The 17,160-nt window shown below is 72.6% G+C and carries 15 protein-coding genes; 12 read left to right on the forward strand and 3 right to left on the reverse strand.

The annotated features are described in order from the left end of the window. Positions 1 to 60 precede the first annotated feature (60 nt). On the forward strand, positions 61 to 1,425 hold the full coding sequence (locus tag ACFWBW_RS01215) for a hypothetical protein (protein WP_385367407.1): 1,365 nt from the start codon (positions 61 to 63) through the stop codon (positions 1,423 to 1,425). On the opposite strand, the gene ACFWBW_RS01220 is transcribed toward ACFWBW_RS01215, so the two are convergent. Beyond that, positions 1,379 to 2,389, reverse strand: a complete 1,011-nt coding sequence (locus tag ACFWBW_RS01220) for an ATP-binding protein (protein WP_385367408.1) — start codon at positions 2,387 to 2,389, stop codon at positions 1,379 to 1,381. The genes ACFWBW_RS01215 and ACFWBW_RS01220 overlap by 47 nt on opposite strands. A 109-nt stretch (positions 2,390 to 2,498) precedes the next feature. Between ACFWBW_RS01220 and ACFWBW_RS01225 the strand changes: the two genes are divergently transcribed. Then, a complete protein-coding gene (locus tag ACFWBW_RS01225; protein ID WP_385367409.1) occupies positions 2,499 to 3,359 on the forward strand; it encodes an oxidoreductase in 861 nt (286 codons plus the stop codon). A 432-nt stretch (positions 3,360 to 3,791) separates the two neighbouring features. On the opposite strand, the gene ACFWBW_RS01230 is transcribed toward ACFWBW_RS01225, so the two are convergent. Beyond that, positions 3,792 to 4,661, reverse strand: a complete 870-nt coding sequence (locus tag ACFWBW_RS01230) for an HAD family hydrolase (protein WP_385367410.1) — start codon at positions 4,659 to 4,661, stop codon at positions 3,792 to 3,794. A gap of 533 nt (positions 4,662 to 5,194) precedes the next feature. Here ACFWBW_RS01230 and ssd point away from each other — a divergent pair. The 7 genes from ssd (at position 5,195) to ACFWBW_RS01265 (ending at position 10,267) form a co-directional block, all read left to right on the forward strand. After that, the gene (gene ssd, locus ACFWBW_RS01235) at positions 5,195 to 6,349 is read left to right on the forward strand and encodes a septum site-determining protein Ssd (RefSeq protein ID WP_385367411.1); all 1,155 of its coding nucleotides are present in this window, start codon (positions 5,195 to 5,197) and stop codon (positions 6,347 to 6,349) included. Then, a complete protein-coding gene (locus ACFWBW_RS01240; RefSeq protein WP_385367412.1) occupies positions 6,346 to 7,494 on the forward strand; it encodes a TadA family conjugal transfer-associated ATPase in 1,149 nt (382 codons plus the stop codon). The genes ssd and ACFWBW_RS01240 overlap by 4 nt, the downstream gene beginning before the upstream one ends. Further along, positions 7,491 to 8,375, forward strand: a complete 885-nt coding sequence (locus ACFWBW_RS01245) for a type II secretion system F family protein (RefSeq protein WP_385367413.1) — start codon at positions 7,491 to 7,493, stop codon at positions 8,373 to 8,375. The genes ACFWBW_RS01240 and ACFWBW_RS01245 overlap by 4 nt, the downstream gene beginning before the upstream one ends. Continuing rightward, a complete protein-coding gene (locus tag ACFWBW_RS01250; protein ID WP_385367414.1) occupies positions 8,375 to 9,151 on the forward strand; it encodes a type II secretion system F family protein in 777 nt (258 codons plus the stop codon). The genes ACFWBW_RS01245 and ACFWBW_RS01250 overlap by 1 nt, the downstream gene beginning before the upstream one ends. Positions 9,152 to 9,361: 210 nt before the next feature. Then, positions 9,362 to 9,544, forward strand: coding sequence for a DUF4244 domain-containing protein (locus ACFWBW_RS01255; protein WP_385367462.1), 183 nt, complete (start codon positions 9,362 to 9,364; stop codon positions 9,542 to 9,544). A gap of 34 nt (positions 9,545 to 9,578) precedes the next feature. After that, positions 9,579 to 9,908, forward strand: a complete 330-nt coding sequence (locus ACFWBW_RS01260; RefSeq protein WP_385367415.1) for a TadE family type IV pilus minor pilin — start codon at positions 9,579 to 9,581, stop codon at positions 9,906 to 9,908. 53 nt (positions 9,909 to 9,961) lie between these two features. After that, positions 9,962 to 10,267 carry an Rv3654c family TadE-like protein gene (locus tag ACFWBW_RS01265; protein ID WP_385367416.1) on the forward strand — a complete coding sequence of 102 codons (306 nt, stop codon included), beginning with the start codon at positions 9,962 to 9,964 and terminating at the stop codon, positions 10,265 to 10,267. Between the two features lie 336 nt (positions 10,268 to 10,603). Here the strand turns inward: ACFWBW_RS01265 and ACFWBW_RS01270 are convergent, their stop codons facing one another. Next, complete coding sequence (locus ACFWBW_RS01270; protein WP_385367417.1) at positions 10,604 to 13,069, reverse strand: DEAD/DEAH box helicase; 2,466 nt, start codon at positions 13,067 to 13,069, stop codon at positions 10,604 to 10,606. Between the two features lie 81 nt (positions 13,070 to 13,150). Between ACFWBW_RS01270 and bldG the strand changes: the two genes are divergently transcribed. From bldG to ACFWBW_RS01285, 3 genes are all read left to right on the forward strand, one after another. Further along, positions 13,151 to 13,492, forward strand: coding sequence for an anti-sigma factor antagonist BldG (gene bldG / locus ACFWBW_RS01275; RefSeq protein ID WP_243339893.1), 342 nt, complete (start codon positions 13,151 to 13,153; stop codon positions 13,490 to 13,492). A 101-nt stretch (positions 13,493 to 13,593) separates the two neighbouring features. Continuing rightward, positions 13,594 to 14,034: an ATP-binding protein gene (locus ACFWBW_RS01280; protein ID WP_385367418.1), complete on the forward strand. Its 441-nt coding sequence runs from the start codon at positions 13,594 to 13,596 to the stop codon at positions 14,032 to 14,034. 672 nt (positions 14,035 to 14,706) lie between these two features. After that, positions 14,707 to 17,124 (forward strand): sodium-translocating pyrophosphatase, encoded by a 2,418-nt coding sequence (locus ACFWBW_RS01285; protein WP_385367419.1) that lies wholly within the window; start codon positions 14,707 to 14,709, stop codon positions 17,122 to 17,124. Positions 17,125 to 17,160 lie beyond the last annotated feature (36 nt).

Genomic DNA, 17,160 nt, shown 5'->3' on the forward strand with positions numbered 1-17,160 from the left:
GCGTGGGACGTTGCGGCGCGGAAGTCCTGCGACGGAACTGCGAGGGAAGAGGTGCGGCGGATGACTGCCACGACGAAGAGGGGCGCCACGAAGACGGGCGCCGCGAGGAAGGCCGCGTCGAAGACGATCGGCGGCGGTCTGGTCGCCACCGCGCTGGTTCTGGCAGTGGCCGGGTGCAGCACCTCGGAGCCCGCCGGCCGTCCGGCCCCCGGAGCCCAGCCGGCCAAGAAGGGCGCGGCCGCGCCGGAAGGCCCGGCCCCGGGGAGCGTCAAGAGGCTCATCGGGGACGGCTCGACCTCGTACACGGGCCTGCAGCCGAACGTACAGAAGGCGGAGAAGCTGAAGCCCGGCGAGAAGCCGCCGCAGTTCGTCGTCTATTCGTGGGACGGTGCGGGAGAGGACAGCCAGAAGCTCTTCTCGCACTTCCGTGAGGTGGGCAAGAAGTACAACGCCCGTATGACGTACTTCCTCAGCGGCGTGTACATGCTCCCGGAGGAGAAGCGTTCCCTCTACACGGCGCCCCAGCACTCCGCGGGCCGTTCCGACATCGGCTTCGGCGACCCCCAGGGCATCAAGGACACCGCCGAGCAGGTGCGCGGGGCCTGGCTGGAGGGCAACGAGATCGGCACCCACTTCAACGGCCACTTCTGCGGACCCGAGGGCGGTGTCGGGACCTGGTCCGTGGCGGAGTGGAAGAGCGAGATCAACCAGGCGAAGTCGTTCGTCAAGAACTGGAAGACGAACTCGCCCGCCCTCAAGGGCATGGAGGCGCTCCCGTTCGACTACGACAAGGAGATGATCGGGGCCCGCACCCCCTGCCTCGAAGGCCAGAAGAACTTCATGCTGGCGGCGAAGGAGATGGGCGGCTTCCGCTACGACTCCAGCGGCATCAGCAAGCAGATCTGGCCGAAGAAGACGGACGGCCTCTGGGACATCCCGCTCCAGCTGGTCCCCATGCCGGGCCGCGCCTTCGAAACGCTCAGCATGGACTACAACTACCTGGTCAACCAGTCCGGTACGACCACACAGGGCGACCCCTCCCAGCACGCGTACTGGGGCGAGCAGATGCGCGACGGCCTGGTCAAGGCCTTCGAGCGGACCTACCAGGGCAACCGCGCGCCGCTGATCATCGGCAACCACTTCGAATCCTGGAACGGCGGCACCTACATGCGTGCCGTCGAGGACTCCATCAAGACCATGTGCACGCAGAAGGAGGTCCGCTGCGTGCCCTTCCGCGAGCTGGTGGACTGGCTGGACGCCCAGGACCCGAAGGCCCTGGAGTGGATGCGCACCCTGGACGTCGGCGAGGCGCCCAAGGCGGGCTGGAACACCTTCCTGACGGCGGGGCCGCCGGCCAAACCGGCCGCCCCCGCCGGGGTCAAGCCGGCTGAGGAGCCGGCAGAAGCGAGTCAGAACGAGGAGTGAGCAGCTCCCGTAGGACGAAACCGGGGTCGACCTGCGCCGCCAGGTCGACCCCGGTCTTCGCGTTGCCCCAGCTCTCCGCGTTGCGCAGGTGGAAGTGGACCATCTGCTCGGTGTACCGCTCCCAGTCGCGGTGCGCGTAGGAGTCGTCCGCGGCGTCCTGGAGCGCCTGCAGGGCCAGCCGGTTGGTGGCCTCCAGCAGCTCGAAGGCGGCCGGTCGGCCCTTCTCCATCGCCCGCACCCAGTCCGACTGCCCGACGGTGACCAGCAGGTCCTCGCCGGCCTCGTCCTGGAGGAACTCGATGTCCTCCGGGCCCTGCACCTTGTTGCCGACGACCTTGAGCGTGATCCCGAAGTCCCGCGCGTACTCCTTGTACTGGCGGTAGACGGAGATGCCCTTGCGGGTCGGTTCGGCGACCAGGAAGGTCACGTCGAAGCGGGTGAACATGCCGGAGGCGAAGGAGTCCGAACCGGCCGTCATGTCGACGACCACGTACTCGTCCGGGCCGTCGGCGAGGTGGTTGAGGCAGAGCTCGACCGCGCCGACCTTGGAGTGGTAGCAGGCCACGCCCAGATCGGACTCGGTGAACGGCCCCGTCGCCATCAGCCGCACGGGCTCGCCGTCGAGGGTCAGGGTGCGCGCGCAGGCGTCGTAGACGGGGTTGTCCTCGTCGACCCGCAGCAGCCGGGAGCCGGTGCCGGGCGGAGTCGTCTTGATCATGGTGTCGGCGGAGGCGATGCGCGGGTTGGAGCCCCGCAGGTAGTCCTTGATGAGGGGCAGGTGCGCGCCCAGCGCGGGCAGCGAGGCCGCGTCGTCCTCGCTGAGTCCGAGGGCGGTGCCCAGGTGCTGGTTGATGTCGGCGTCCACCGCGACGACACGGGCTTCATTGGAGGCGAGGTGGCGGATGAAAAGGGAGGACAGCGTGGTCTTGCCGCTGCCGCCCTTCCCCACGAAAGCGATCTTCATGTTCACGAAGGGTAGTGGGTCGGTGGCTTTGTGTTGTATGCCTGAGTGAAGAAGACCACTCCAAGGAGGGGTCGGTGCTATGGGGGAGCAGTGCGTAGGCTCCTTACTTATGAGTAGCGCCTCTGCTTCCGCCGCCTCGGCCTCTTCTGGAGCCGCCGCCGCCGATCCGCTCGCCCCGCTGGCCGGTCTGCCGGGCGTCGCCGAGTCCGTGGATTCCGTACGCAAGGCCGTGGACCGGGTCTACGGCCACCGCGTCATGCGCCGCCGCGCCGGGGAGATCACCTCGGAGGCCGCACTGCGCGCGGCCCGCGGCAGCGCCGCGCTGTCCGGGGCCGACTGGGCGCTGGAGGAGGTCCGCCGCCGGAGCGACTTCGGCTCGGAGCCGCAGGCGCGCACGGTGGGCGCCGCCCTGCGCCTGACGGCGGAGGCGGGCCAGCTGCTGAGCATCTGGCGCCAGTCGCCGCTACGGGTCCTGGCGCGGCTCCACCTGGTGGCCTCGGGCTCCACGGCCGACGGCGACGTGGTCGGCCGGCCCCGGCTGGCCGGAGAGCCGGTGGACGAGCCGCTGATCGACCTGCCCCTGCCCGACGCGCAGGAGGTGGCGGGCCGGCTGGACGGGCTCTCCCGCCTGATCATCGCGGGCGGTTCCGCTCCGGCGCTGATCACGGCGGCGGTGGTGCACGGCGAGCTGCTCGCGCTGCGTCCGTTCGGCTCGTACAACGGCCTGGTGGCGCGGACGGCGGAGCGGATCGTGCTGATCAACAGCGGGCTGGACCCGAAGGCGATCTGTCCGGCGGAGGTCGGCCACGCGGAACAGGGCCGGGAGGCCTACGTGGAGGCCTTCAAGGGCTACGTCTCCGGAACTGCGGAGGGAATGTCCGCCTGGATCGCGCACTGCGGCCGGGCGGTCGAGCTCGGGGTCCGCGAGTCGACGGCGGTCTGCGAGGCGCTCCAGCGCGGCGCGGCCTGACGGGGGCGAGGCTCTCCGGGGTCGGTTCCGGCCCCGGCTCCGGCCTCGGCCCCGGCTCCGGCCTCGGGCCCGGTTTCGGGCCCGGACATGGGTTGCGGCGACACCGTACTGCTCTGGTGTCGCCGCTGGCATTTACGCCCAGTTACCAAGCGTCCTCGAAGTTTGCCCATCAGGTCGGGAGCTTTGCCCGTCACCTGGTGCGGCTGGCCCGTAATCGACGGGTCGACGTCGCGTGGGTGCTCGGCGTTCATGCGATCTTGCTTCGGTCCGTGGGCCATACTGCGTTTTAAAGATGATCCTCTCGGATGTTCTTTGGTCTCGCGGGCCTTGACTCCTTTGTACTCCGCTTCGGGGTGGAGCGAAACCCCTGGCCGCATTTCTTTGCTTTCCGGTGCGATTCCGGATGTATCGGACGCCCGGTGTTCGCGCAGGTCAGCGGGGCGCGGCGGCGGCCAGGGCGCGCCGCCGACTCGCGTACCAGACCAGCCCGGCGGTGGCCGCGGCCGCGCCCACCGCTGCTGCGGCGACCAGTGCCGGCCGCGTCGGCATCGACAGTCCCGGCAGCCGCTGCTTCAGCCGTACCGGCCGGTTGAACACCAGCACCGGCCACTCGCGCGCCACCGCCTCCCGCCGCAGTGCCCGGTCGGGGTTGACCGCGTGCGGGTGCCCGACCGCCTCGAGCATCGGGACGTCGGTGACCGAGTCGCTGTACGCGTAGCAGCGCGAGAGGTCGTACCCCTCGGACTCCGCGAGTTCCCGTACGGCCTCCGCCTTGGTGGGGCCGTAGGCGTAGTACTCGATCTCGCCGGTGAAGCAGCCGTCCTCGCCCACGACCATCCGCGTGGCGACGACCCGGTCGGCGCCGAGCATCTCGCCGATGGGTTCGACGACCTCGGCTCCGGAGGTGGACACGATCACCACGTCGCGGCCCGCGGTGTGGTGGGCCTCGATGAGGGAGGCGGCCTCGTCGTAGATCAGCGGGTCGATGAGGTCGTGCAGGGTCTCGGCGACGATCTCCCGGACCTGCTGCACGTTCCACCCCTTGCAGAGGGCGGACAGGTACTCCCGCATCCGTTCCATCTGATCGTGGTCGGCGCCGCCGGCCAGATAGATGAACTGCGTGTAGGCGGTGCGCAGCACGGCCCTTCGGTTGATCAGGCCGCCCTGGTAGAAGGACTTGCTGAACGTCAGAGTGCTCGACTTCGCAATGACCGTCTTGTCCAGGTCGAAGAAGGCTGCGGTGCGAGGCAAGGAGTGCGGCAAGGGCTGATTTTCCACGACCCGAGCATATGCGCCCACCATTCGGCGTAAAGTGCGGCGCGTGGGTTTGCCTGAGAAGGCTCTCGGGTACACCATGGAAGTCACGGATCGTTCGCGACCGTGCTAACCCGGTCTGGCTCCTCCCCCCCCGAGTCGGACCGTGGGGACGACCCCCGCTCTCCCCCCCGGCGGGGGTCGTCGCATGTCCGGACGCGGTTCGCGTCCCTGCTTTCGACCCCAAGTGATCATTCCTCGGGCCTCCTCGTCTTTGAGGGGTCCGTGCGTCGAAGGCCCTCACTTCCCCGAACTCGTCACGCTGTGTAGTTGTTCCGGCGCGCTCTGAAACTCACCTGTTGGGGTGAGCGGGTTATTCACAATGGGGCGGCTGTCCACGGTTTTCGAGCAAGATCCACTTCTTTTTCCCGATCCCGTCACGGTGATTCCGGCCGCGAAGTCCGCGGCGCTGGATTTGCGGTGAGAAGGAGGCGGAGATCGTGGCTGGATCGAAGTCGTGTGAAGTCCGGGATCTCGCGGTGGCGGGCGGGGGCAGGCTGAATCCTGGGGCTGGCGGGCCTGTGCCCGCCGGTGGACGGCCGCTGATCATCACGGAGGACCCCCTGCTGCTCGACGACCTGCTGCGGCTGTGCGCCGCAGCGGGGGCCGAGCCACATGTGCACCACGCGGTGCCCGAGCAAAGCGGAGCCGATCGTGAGGACGGCGACGGGAGTGGCGGGGGCGCCTCGGGAGCCGCGGGCGTCGCGGGTGCTGCCGGGGTCGCGGGGGTCGGCTGGGAATCGGCGCCGCTCGTGCTGGTCGGCGACGACGCCGCCCGGCGGGTGCGCGGCGCACCCCGGCGGGACGGGGTCTTCCTCGTCGGCCGGGATCTGGACGACCCCCACGTATGGCAGCGGGCGCTGGAGATCGGCGCCGAGGAGGTGCTGACCCTCCCCGACGCCGAGAGCCGGCTCGTCGACCGGATCGCCGATGTGGTGGAGGGGGCCGGGCGGCCCGCCCTCACGGTCGGGGTGATCGGGGGCAGCGGCGGAGCCGGAGCCTCCACCCTCGCCTGCGCCCTGGCCCTGCGGGCCGCCCGGGCCGGCGAGCGGACCATCCTCATCGACGGCGACCCCCTCGGCGGCGGCATGGACGTCCTCCTCGGAGGCGAAGCCGCCGAAGGACTGCGCTGGCCCGACTTCGCCGCCTCGCGCGGCCGGGTCGGCGCCGGAGCCCTCGCCGAATCCCTGCCCGAACTGCACGCCCTGAGGGTGCTCAGCTGGGACCGCGGGGAGCGGGTGGTGGTGCCGCCCGCGGCGATGCGCTCCGTGGTGGCCGCCGCGCGGCGCCGGGGCGGGGTCGTCGTGGTCGACCTGCCGCGCCGGGTCGACGAAGCCGTGGCCGAGGTGATCGCGCAGCTGGACCTGGTGCTGATGGTGGTGCGGGGAGAGCTGCGGGCGGTGGCCGCCGCCGGCCGGGTGTCCGCCGGAGTCCGCATGGTGGCCCGCGACGTCCGCGTGGTCGTACGGGGCCCCGCGCCCGGCGGACTCGACGCCGAGGCCGTCGCCGGACTGCTGGGGGTGCCGCTGGCCGGTGAAGTGCCGGTCGAGGTGGGGCTCCCGGGCCGGGTGGCCGAGGGCGAGCCCCCGGGAGCGTACGGCCGGGGCGCTCTGGCCCGCTTCTGCGACGGCTTCTGGCAGCGCGCGCTCGGCTCCGCCCAGGGGGTGTCGGCATGAGCGCCGTACTCCTCGACGCGGTGCGCCAGAGCCTCGCCGAGAGCGGGGCGGAGCCCACCCCGGCGCGGGTGGCCGCAGCCCTGCGGGCACAAGGCCGGCTGCTGGGCGACGCGGAAGTGCTCGGCGTCGCCGCGGAACTGAGGTCCGAACTGGTCGGCGCCGGCCCGCTGGAGGCGCTCCTCGCCGACCCCGAGGTCACCGACGTCCTGGTGGCGGCCCCCGACCGGGTGTGGGTGGACCGCGGCGGCGGGCTGGAGCTGACCGGGGTGACCTTCGCCGACGCCGCCGCCGTGCGCAGGCTCGCTCAGCGGCTCGCCGCCGTCGCCGGGCGCCGGCTCGACGACGCCCGGCCCTGGGTCGACGCCCGGATGCCCGACGGCACCCGGTTGCACGCCGTACTTCCTCCGGTGGCCGTCGGCTCGGCCTGCCTGTCCCTGCGGGTGGTGCGGCCGCGCGCCTTCACGCTGGAGGAGCTGGTCGCGGCGGGGACGCTGCCGCCCGGCGGGCAGCGGCTGCTGCGGGACATGGTGCGGGCCCGGCTGTCCTTTTTGGTCTCGGGCGGCACTGGCACCGGCAAGACCACGCTGCTCAGCGCCCTGCTCGGGCTGGTCGGCCCCGGGGAGCGGATCGTGCTCGCCGAGGACTCGGCCGAGCTGCGGCCCGACCATCCGCACGTGGTGCGGCTCGAGACCCGGCCGGCCAACCAGGAGGGCGCCGGTCAGGTCACCCTCGCCGACCTGGTCCGCCAGGCACTGCGGATGAGGCCGGACCGCCTCGTCGTCGGTGAGGTCCGCGGCGCCGAGGTCGCCGACCTGCTGGCCGCCCTCAACACGGGGCACGAAGGCGGCTGTGGCACGGTCCACGCGAATGCCGCCGCCCATGTGCCGGCCCGGCTGGAGGCCCTCGGGACGGCCGCCGGGCTGGACCGGGCCGCCCTGCACAGCCAGTTGGCGGCTGCCCTGACCCTGGTGGTCCACCTCGTACGGGACCGGGCCGGCCGGCGCCGGGTCGCCGAGGTGCACGTCCTGGAGCGGGACCCGGCCGGGCTCGTGGTCACCGTGCCGGCGCTGCGCTGGGGCGCCCGGGGGTTCGTACGGGACCGGGGCTGGGAGCGGCTGCGCCCGCTGCTCGCCGGTGCCCGGTGAGCGCCGGGGCGGTGGCGGCGCTGCCGGTGTTCGCCGGGGTGCTGTGCGCCGGAGCGGCCGCCTGGGCGCTCGCGGGGGCCGACCGGGTGCCCCGGCGGGCCAGGGCGGTACTGGCCGGGGCGGGGCCGCCGGTAGCGGCCGGACCGGCGCCCTGGGAGCACCTGGTGGCCGGGGCCCGGGTCCGGGCCGCGCGCAGCCGGGAGTGGGCCTGCCTCGGCGCCGGGCTGGCGCTCGCACTGCTGGGCGGGTCGGTGATCCCGCTGCTCGCGGGGGCGGCGGCGGTGCCGCTGGTGCGCCGGTGGCTGCGGGCCGGGGAGCGGGCGCGGGCCCGGACGGCGCGGGCCGCCGAAGTGGTGGCCCTGTGCGGAGCGGTGGTGGGCGAGCTGCGCGCCGGTGCGCAGCCCGGCCGGGCGCTGACCGAGGCGATGCGCCGGACGGTGTCCGGCCCCGGCGGGCCGGGAGTCGCGGAGGTCGGGGTCCTGGCGGCCGCCGCCTTCGGAGGGGATGTGTCCGCAGCACTGCGGCAGGCGGCGCGGGAGCCCGGCGCGGAGGGGCTGGCGGCGATGGCGGCCTGCTGGCGGGTCTCGGTGGACGGCGGTGCCGGGCTGGCCGCCGGACTGGACCGGCTGGAAGGGGCCCTGCGGGCCGAGCGGGACCGGGAGGAATCACTGCGCGCCCAGCTCACGGGAGCCCGGTCGACGACGGCGGTGCTCGCCCTGCTCCCGGCGGTCGGTCTGCTGATCGGCACCGGGCTGGGGGCCGATCCGCTGCGGGTGCTCCTGCACACGCCGGTGGGGTGGGGCTGCCTGCTGGCGGGCTCGGTGCTGGAGGGGCTGGGGCTGCTGTGGTGCCGGCGGATCGTACGGGTGGGGGAGCGGTGATGGACGGCTTCGCCATCCACAGGCTGGGGACGGCCCTGTGCCTCGCGGCAGGGGCGCTGTGGGCGGCGTCGGCGGTCGCCGCGCGCATCCGGGCGCGGGCGGCCCGGCGCCGGCTCACCCGGCTGCTCTCGGTGGAGGCGGCGCGCAGGCGGCCGCCGGCCGGGCCCCGGCTGCGGGCGGTGGTGACGGCCTGGGCCGGGCCGGCCGGAGCGCTGGCGGCGGCCTGGCTGCTGATCGGCGGACTCGCGGGCGCGGTGGCCGGCTGCGCGGCGGGCTTCGCGGTCCGCAGGTGGCTCGCACGGCGACGGCCGGCAAGGGGGGCGGACCTCGGGGAGGCGGAGCGCCAGCTGCCTTTCGCCGCAGACCTGTTGGCCGCGTGCCTGGCGGCCGGAGCCGGGCCGGTGGACGCCGCCGAGGCGGTGGGGGAGTCGCTGGGCGGCCCGGTGGGCGAACGGCTCGCGATGGCCGGGGCGGAGCTGCGGCTCGGCGGGGAACCGGGCGCCGCGTGGGGGAGGTTGGCGGAGATACCGGGAGCGCGGGCCCTGGCCGAATGCCTGGAGCGCTCCGCACGTACGGGGGCGCCCGCCGCGGAACCGGTGTCCCGGCTCGCCTCGACGCTCCGGGCGGACCGCGCCCGCCGGGCGGGAGCCCGGGCGCAGCGGGCGGCGGTCCTCGTCACCGCACCGGTGGGCCTGTGTTTCCTCCCCGCCTTCCTAGCGCTGGGAGTGGCACCGGTGGTGATCGGAATGGCCTCCGGCCTCCTCTCCGCGGGCTGAAGGGTCGGCTGGAGGGCCACTGGAGGGCCTGCTGAGGAGTCACCGGAACGACTGCTGAGGGGTCATCTGAAGAGCCGTCGGAATGGCCGACCGAATTGGCCACCTGAAATGACCATCTGACATCCGAGATACGAGATCTGAGATCACGTCAAAAAGCTGAATCAACCGGAGGTTGTCATGTCGATCATCTGGATTCGCGTGCGGGCGGCAATGGCGGGACTGGTGGGACGGAAGGGGCGTGGGGGTGACGCGGGAATGTCGACATCCGAATACGCCATGGGCACGATCGCGGCGTGTGCGTTCGCGGCCGTTCTGTACAGGGTGGTGACGAGTGAACTGGTCTCGACAGCACTTCAGTCGACCATCGGGAAGGCACTCGATGCGCCGTTCTGAGTGCGCCTCTGAGCGCCGTTCTGACCGCGGATATGTGACGGCGGAGGCGGCCCTGGTGATTCCGGCGCTGGTGCTGTTCGCGGCACTGCTGGTGTGGGCGCTGATGGCGGCAGCCGCGCAGATCCGCTGTGTGGACGCCGCTCGGGCCGGTGCCCGGGCGGCGGCCAGGTCGGAGCCGGCGGGCGCGGCGGTGGCGGCAGCCGTGGCCGCCGCCCCGCCCGGGGCGCGGGTGGAGCTCTCGCGGACGGGTGACCTGTGGCGGGTCCGTGTCTCGGCTCCCGCTCCGGGACCGGCCGCGCTGCCGGTCCGCCTCACCGCCCTGGCCGCCGCCCTGGCCGAGGACACCGTGGGGCCGCCGCCGTGACCGGGACGTGTGCGGGCGCCCGGGACCGGGGGTCGGCCACGGTGTGGGGGGTCGTGGTGGCGACCGTGCTGGTGGCGGTGTTCGGCGGGGTGCTCCTGCTCGGGCAGGCGGTGGTCTCCCGGCACCGTGCAGCGGCGGCGGCCGACCTGGCCGCCCTCGCGGCGGCCGCGAGCTGGGCCCACGGCCCGGCGGCCGCCTGCGCCACGGCGGTACGGGTGGCAGTGGCGCAGGGTGCGCGGGTCACCGGGTGCGCGGTGACGGGAGAGGTCGCGGAGGTCACCGCCCGCGCCCCGACGGGCCCCTTCGGACCGGAGCTGAGCTCCCGCGCGGGCCCGCCCCTCACCGGGGAACCCCGGTGAGGGGGCGTCCACCGGGCCGGTCTCCAGGCCCCCGGGTCCCCCGGTTCCGCGGCCGTGCCGGGCCACGGCTGCCCGGCGGCCCGCCCGGGAGGGGCCGGGTGGGCCGGGGGACGGACGGGTGGTCCGGGCGCGGTCAGGGGGACGGGCAGGTGGTCGCGATGGGCTGACACGGTCCGGGCGGCGCCAAGGGCGATATCAAGCCAATCGCCGGAGGTCCCGCGAAGCCCGAGGTCCAGCTCGGTGCCCCTGGATCAGCGGCTCCGGCCCGGGGCACGGCCGGAAGGGTCCGGGCCCGGTGGGGGCCCTCCTGAGGGGCTCAGGAGGGCCGAGGAGGACTCAGGCGGGCGGGTCGGGAGTCGGGGATTCCGAGAGGAGGTGGGTGAGGAGGCGGACGGCGCCGCGCTTGTGCAGGGGGTCGTTGCCGTTGCCGCATTTGGGGGACTGGATGCAGGACGGGCAGCCGGCCTCGCATTCGCAGGCGGCGATCGCGTCGCGGGTCGCCGTCAGCCAGGCGCGGGCCGTGTGGAAGGCGCGCTCGGCGAAGCCCGCTCCGCCGGGGTGGCCGTCGTAGACGAAGACCGTCGGGAGGAGGGTGTCGGGATGCAGCGGGACGGAGACCCCGCCGATGTCCCAGCGGTCGCAGGTGGCGAAGAGCGGGAGCAGGCCGATGGAGGCGTGCTCGGCGGCGTGCAGGGCGCCGCCGAGGATCTCCGGGTTGATCCGGGCCTCGTCGAGCTGGTCCTCGGTGACCGTCCACCACACGGCCCGGGTGCGCAGGGTGCGGGGCGGGAGGTCCAGTTTGGCTTCGCCGAGCACCTCGCCGGTGATCAGTTTGCGGCGCAGGTAGGAGACGACCTGGTTGGTGACCTCCACGGAGCCGAAGCAGAGCCTGCCCCGGCCCCAGGGGATCTCCGTCTCGGTCTCCAGGACGGAGATGGCGGTCGTATCGCGGGCCGTGGTGGAGAACGGCGGATTCGCCTCCTCGACCAGCGCGACGGAGTCCTCCAGGTCCAGGTGCTTCACGAGGTACGTGCGGCCCTGGTGGAGGTGGACCGCCCCGTCGTGGACGGCGGTGTGGGAGGCCTCCTCGTCGACCGTGCCCAGCAGCCTGCCCGTGGCGGCCTCGACGATCTGGACCGGGCGTCCGCCGCCGCCCCGGATGTCGGTGAGGTCCGAAGCCCGTTCCCGGCGGGTCCAGTGCCAGGCCGTGGCCCGGCGGCGCAACAGTTTCGCCGCTTCGAGCTGGGGGAGGAGGTCGCGTGCCGCCGGGCCGAAGAGGTCGAGGTCGGGCTCCGTGAGCGGCAGCTCGGCCGCGGCCGCGCACAGGTGCGGGGCCAGGACGTACGGGTTGTCGGGGTCCAGGACCGTGGCCTCCACCGGCTGCTTGAAGAGGGCCTCGGGGTGGTGGACCAGGTAGGTGTCCAGCGGGTCGTCGCGGGCGATCAGGACGGCCAGCGCGCCGTGGCCCGAGCGTCCGGCCCGGCCGGCCTGCTGCCACAGGGAGGCGCGGGTGCCGGGGTAGCCGGTGATCAGGACGGCGTCGAGGCCGGAGACGTCCACGCCCAGCTCCAGGGCGGTCGTCGCGGCCAGCCCGAGCAGGTCCCCGGAGTGCAGGGCCCGCTCCAGGGCCCGGCGCTCCTCGGGCAGGTAGCCGCCTCGGTAGGCCGCGACCCGCCGGGGCAGCGAGCGGTCCACGGCGGCGAGCTTCTCCTGGGCGATGACCGCGATCAGCTCGGCGCCGCGCCGGGAGCGGACGAAGGCGACCGTGCGGACGCCCTGGACGACCAGGTCGGTGAGGAGATCGGCCGTCTCGGCGGTGGCCGTACGCCGTACGGGTGCGCCCCGCTCGCCCTTGAGGTCGGTCAGGGGCGGCTCCCACAGGGCGAAGACGACCTCGCCGCGCGGGGAGGCGTCGTCGGAGACCTCCACCACCGGCAGGCCGGTCAGCCGGGAGGCGGCGGTCGCCGGGTCGCTCGCGGTGGCGGAGGCCAGCAGGAACACGGGGTCGGAGCCGTAGCGGGCGCACAGCCGGCGCAGCCGCCGCAGGACCTGGGCGACGTGGGAGCCGAAGACGCCCCGGTAGGTGTGGCACTCGTCGATGACGACGTAGCGCAGGGACCGCAGGAAGGAGGACCAGCGCGGGTGGGCCGGGAGGATCCCGCGGTGCAGCATGTCGGGGTTGGTGAGGACGTAGTTGGCGTACTGGCGCACCCACTCGCGCTCCTCGACCGGGGTGTCCCCGTCGTACACGGCGGGCCGTACGGCGTTGCCGAGGGGGCCGGCCAGTTCCCGTACGGCGCGGCGCTGGTCGGCGGCCAGGGCCTTGGTCGGGGCCAGGTACAGGGCGGTCGCGCCCCGGCCGTTGGGCGCCTCGGCGCCGTCGGCGAGGGCCGAGAGCACGGGCGCGAGGTAGGCCAGCGATTTGCCCGAGGCGGTGCCCGTGGCGACGATCACGGACTCTCCGTCGAGGGCGTGCTCGGCGGCCGCGGCCTGGTGTTCCCACGGATGGTCGATCCCGGCTGCCTGAATCGCGGCTACGACATCAGTTCGGATGCGATCGGGCCAGACCGCATGACGACCCTCTCGAGGGGGCAAGTGCTCCGTATGGGTGATGCGCGCAGCCCGGGAAGGCCCCCGTGACAGCCGGTCCAGGACCGTGTCGGGGGTGGGTCTGATGTCCTCGGGTGCCGTGGGCGGACCGGGACGGTGAGTGTTGGCCATTGGAACCGAGTGTGTCACCGGCGTGCGGGACAATGGTCCGAAGGCGTCGTGCGCGCCTGCCGGTAAGTGATTGAATGCCATCGCGGCAGCCAATCCCTCGCCCACCTTCGGGTGGGGAGGCCCCTGGGGGGCGCCGCTCGATAGCAAGGTGCTGGAGGATCCGTGGACCTGTCCCTGTCGACTCGCACTGTCGGCGACCGTACGGTCGTGGAGGTCGGTGGCGAGATTGATGTGTATACCGCGCCCAAGCTGCGCGAGCAGTTGGTCGAGTTGGTGAACGACGGCAGCTACCACTTGGTTGTCGACATGGAGCGAGTGGACTTCCTCGACTCCACCGGGCTTGGTGTGCTCGTGGGAGGCCTCAAGCGCGTCCGCGCGCACGAGGGCTCGCTGCGTCTGGTGTGCAACCAGGAGCGCATCCTGAAGATCTTCCGAATCACCGGTCTCACCAAGGTGTTTCCGATCCACAACTCGGTGGAAGACGCCGTCAACGCCACCGACTGACGGCGCTCGGCGGCGAAACGGCCGAAGATGGAGCGGGGGGTACCGGGCCACAAGCGGTCCGGGCCCCTGTAAGGCACGCCCGTAGTCCGAGGGGGACGCGCATGGCCACCGTTGAACTGCGCTTCAGCGCCCAGCCCGAACACGTCCGGACGGCCCGCCTGGTCGCGGCCGCCGTGGCGCGGCGGGCCGGTGTGGAGGAAGCCGTCCTCGACGAGGTCCGCCTCGCCGTGGGCGAGGCCTGTTCGCGTGCCGTCGGACTGCATCGCACCAACGGGCTGACCGCGCCCGTCCGGGTGGTGCTGACCGAGGAGGAGAAGGTGTTCTCCATCGAGGTCAGCGACGAAGTACCCGGACCGGCCGGCGGTCCGTCTGCGGCCGTGCCCGGAATCGATGCCGTCCTGGACCCCGACATCGAGGGCGAGGACGAGATGGGCCTTGCCGTGATCAGCGGCCTGGTCGACGACGTCGACGTCATCAGCGGGGAGAACGGCGGGACCATCCGGATGAGCTGGCCCGTCTCGGGGGCCTCCGAACTGCCGTAACCGGCTGGAGCCGGATCGGTCGGAGCCGGATCGGCCGGCCGTGGACGGCCGCGGCCCGGTCGCCCCACCGCTTCGTGCCCGCCGGGTGGCTCTCGTGCCGCCCGGCGGGTTTTCGTGCTGCCCGGGTCCTCACGGGCCCCGGGAGGGCCCGGGGCTTCGTGCTGCCCGCCGGGTGCCCCTCGCGCCGGCTGGCGGGTTCTCTTGCTGCCCGGCGGGTTCTTGTCCCGTCCCGGGGGTTTCGTGGTTCCCGGCCGGTTTCCTGCCCCCGCCGGGCTTCGCGGCGGTCGGTTCCCGGAGTCCTGGCGTCCGGAGACGGGGGACCGGGCGGGTGCCGGTAAGGCGTCCGAGGCACCGGGCGAGTGGGCGCCGATGATGTTCCGCCGCGCGTGCCGACGTATCTTCTGATCTTATTCAGGCCCTGCCGAGCAGGGCCTTTCGTATGCCCGTAGATCCATTTCGTGATCGTTCTCCGCTGGTTCTCCGATGGTTTTCCGGATCGCTGATCAAGCGTCAATGCTTTTGCCCCGTTACCGCTTTCGAGGGTAATGGAGTGACCAGATCTATTGGTGAGGAGCAAGTGCGGGCCAATTCCGTTTCCTGCGTACTGTTTTGATCGGGTCCCGCTCCCTACAATCCGTCCACATCTTGAGCTCATCACGTCAAGGAGGACGAATGACGGGGCTCTTCACCCCTATCGCGCCCGGTCGCACTACTGACCTGGCATCCGCAGTACTCACGGATGACAATCGGCTCATCGTGATCATCATTGCGGCCGTTGCCATCGCCGCGCTCGTCGTCGCGCAGATCCTGGTCCGCCAGGTCCTCGCCGCCGACGAGGGAACCGACAAGATGAAGGAGATCGCCGCCGCCGTTCAGGAAGGCGCCAACGCCTACCTCGGCCGGCAGCTGCGCACGCTCGGCGTCTTCGCCGTCGTCGTGTTCTTCCTGCTGTTCCTGCTCCCCGCCGACGACTGGACGCAGCGGGCGGGACGTTCCGCCTTCTTCCTCGTCGGCGCCGTCTTCTCGGCCGCCACCGGCTACATCGGCATGCGCCTCGCGGTCCGTGCCAACGTCCGCGTCGCCGCCGCCGCGCGCGAGGCCACCCCCGCCGAGGGCGAGCCCGCCAAGGACCTGACCGAGGTCTCCCACAAGGCCATGCGGATCGCGTTCCGCACCGGCGGCGTGGTGGGCATGTTCACCGTCGGCCTCGGCCTGCTCGGCGCGTCCTGCGTCGTGCTCGTCTACGCCGCCGACGCGCCCAAGGTCCTGGAGGGCTTCGGCCTCGGTGCCGCGCTCATCGCGATGTTCATGCGTGTCGGAGGCGGCATCTTCACCAAGGCCGCCGACGTCGGCGCCGACCTGGTCGGCAAGGTCGAGCAGGGCATTCCGGAGGACGACCCGCGCAATGCCGCGACCATCGCCGACAACGTGGGCGACAACGTCGGAGACTGCGCGGGAATGGCCGCCGACCTCTTCGAGTCGTACGCCGTCACCCTGGTGGCGGCCCTCATCCTCGGCAAGGCCGCCTTCGGCGACCTGGGCCTGGCCTTCCCGCTGATCGTCCCCGCCATCGGGGTCGTCACCGCGATGATCGGCATCTTCGCGGTCTCCCCGCGGCGCACCGACCGCAGCGGAATGACCGCCATCAACCGCGGCTTCTTCATCTCCGCGGCCATCTCGCTGGTCCTCGTCGCGATCGCCGTCTACGCGTACCTGCCGGGCACCTACAAGGAGCTCCTCGGCGTCGAGGACGCCGCGATCTCCGGGCACTCCGGTGACCCGCGGATCCTGGCGCTGGTCGCCGTCGCCATCGGCATCGTGCTCGCGGCCCTGATCCAGCAGCTCACCGGCTACTTCACCGAGACCAACCGGCGTCCCGTCCGGGACATCGGCAAGTCCTCCCTGACGGGCGCCGCCACGGTGGTGCTCGCCGGCATCTCGGTCGGTCTGGAGTCCGCCGTCTACACGGCGCTGCTCATCGGCCTCGGCGTGTACGGGGCGTTCCTGCTCGGCGGCACCTCGATCATGCTGGCGCTCTTCGCCGTGGCACTGGCCGGCACCGGCCTGCTCACCACCGTCGGCGTCATCGTCGCCATGGACACCTTCGGCCCGGTCTCCGACAACGCCCAGGGCATCGCTGAGATGTCCGGGGACGTCGAGGGCGCCGGCGCGCAGGTGCTGACCGACCTGGACGCGGTGGGCAACACCACCAAGGCCATCACCAAGGGCATCGCCATCGCCACGGCCGTGCTCGCCGCGGCCGCGCTCTTCGGCTCGTACAACGACGCCATCGCGAACGCGGTCAGGGAGGTCGGCGTCAAGGTCGGCGGGGAGATGAACCTCAGCCTGGACATCGCGCAGCCCAACAACCTGGTCGGGCTGATCCTGGGCGCGGCCGTCGTGTTCCTGTTCTCCGGCCTCGCCATCAACGCCGTGTCCCGCTCGGCGGGCGCGGTGGTCTACGAGGTGCGCCGCCAGTTCCGGGAGCACCCCGGGATCATGGACTACACCGAGAAGCCCGAGTACGGGCGCGTCGTGGACATCTGCACCAAGGACGCGCTGCGCGAACTCGCCACGCCCGGGCTGCTCGCCGTCCTCACCCCGATCGCCGTCGGGTTCACGCTCGGCGTCGGAGCCCTCGGGTCCTTCCTCGCCGGCGCGATCGGCACCGGCACCCTGATGGCGGTCTTCCTCGCCAACTCCGGTGGCGCGTGGGACAACGCGAAGAAGCTCGTCGAGGACGGGCACCACGGCGGCAAGGGCAGCGCGGCCCACGAGGCCGTCGTCATCGGCGACACCGTCGGCGACCCGTTCAAGGACACCGCCGGTCCCGCCATCAACCCGCTGCTCAAGGTCATGAACCTGGTGGCCCTGCTGATCGCCCCCGCGATCGTGCAGTTCAGCTACGGCGACGACGCCAGCCCGGCCGTGCGGGCGATCGTGGCGATCCTCTCGATCGGCGTCATCGTCGGCGCGGTGTACATCTCCAAGCGCCGCGGCATCGCCGTGGGCGACGACGAGGCGGGCGAGGGCGCGCCCGCCGAGCGGGTGGGCCAGCAGGGCGACCCGGCAGCGGCGGTCTCTTCCTGAGACGGCCGTCGAGGGTCTGAACCGGCTCGGCCGGCT

Origin of the sequence: Streptomyces sp. NPDC059957 (assembly GCF_042730015.1) — a bacterium.
Lineage (GTDB): Bacteria > Actinomycetota > Actinomycetes > Streptomycetales > Streptomycetaceae > Streptomyces.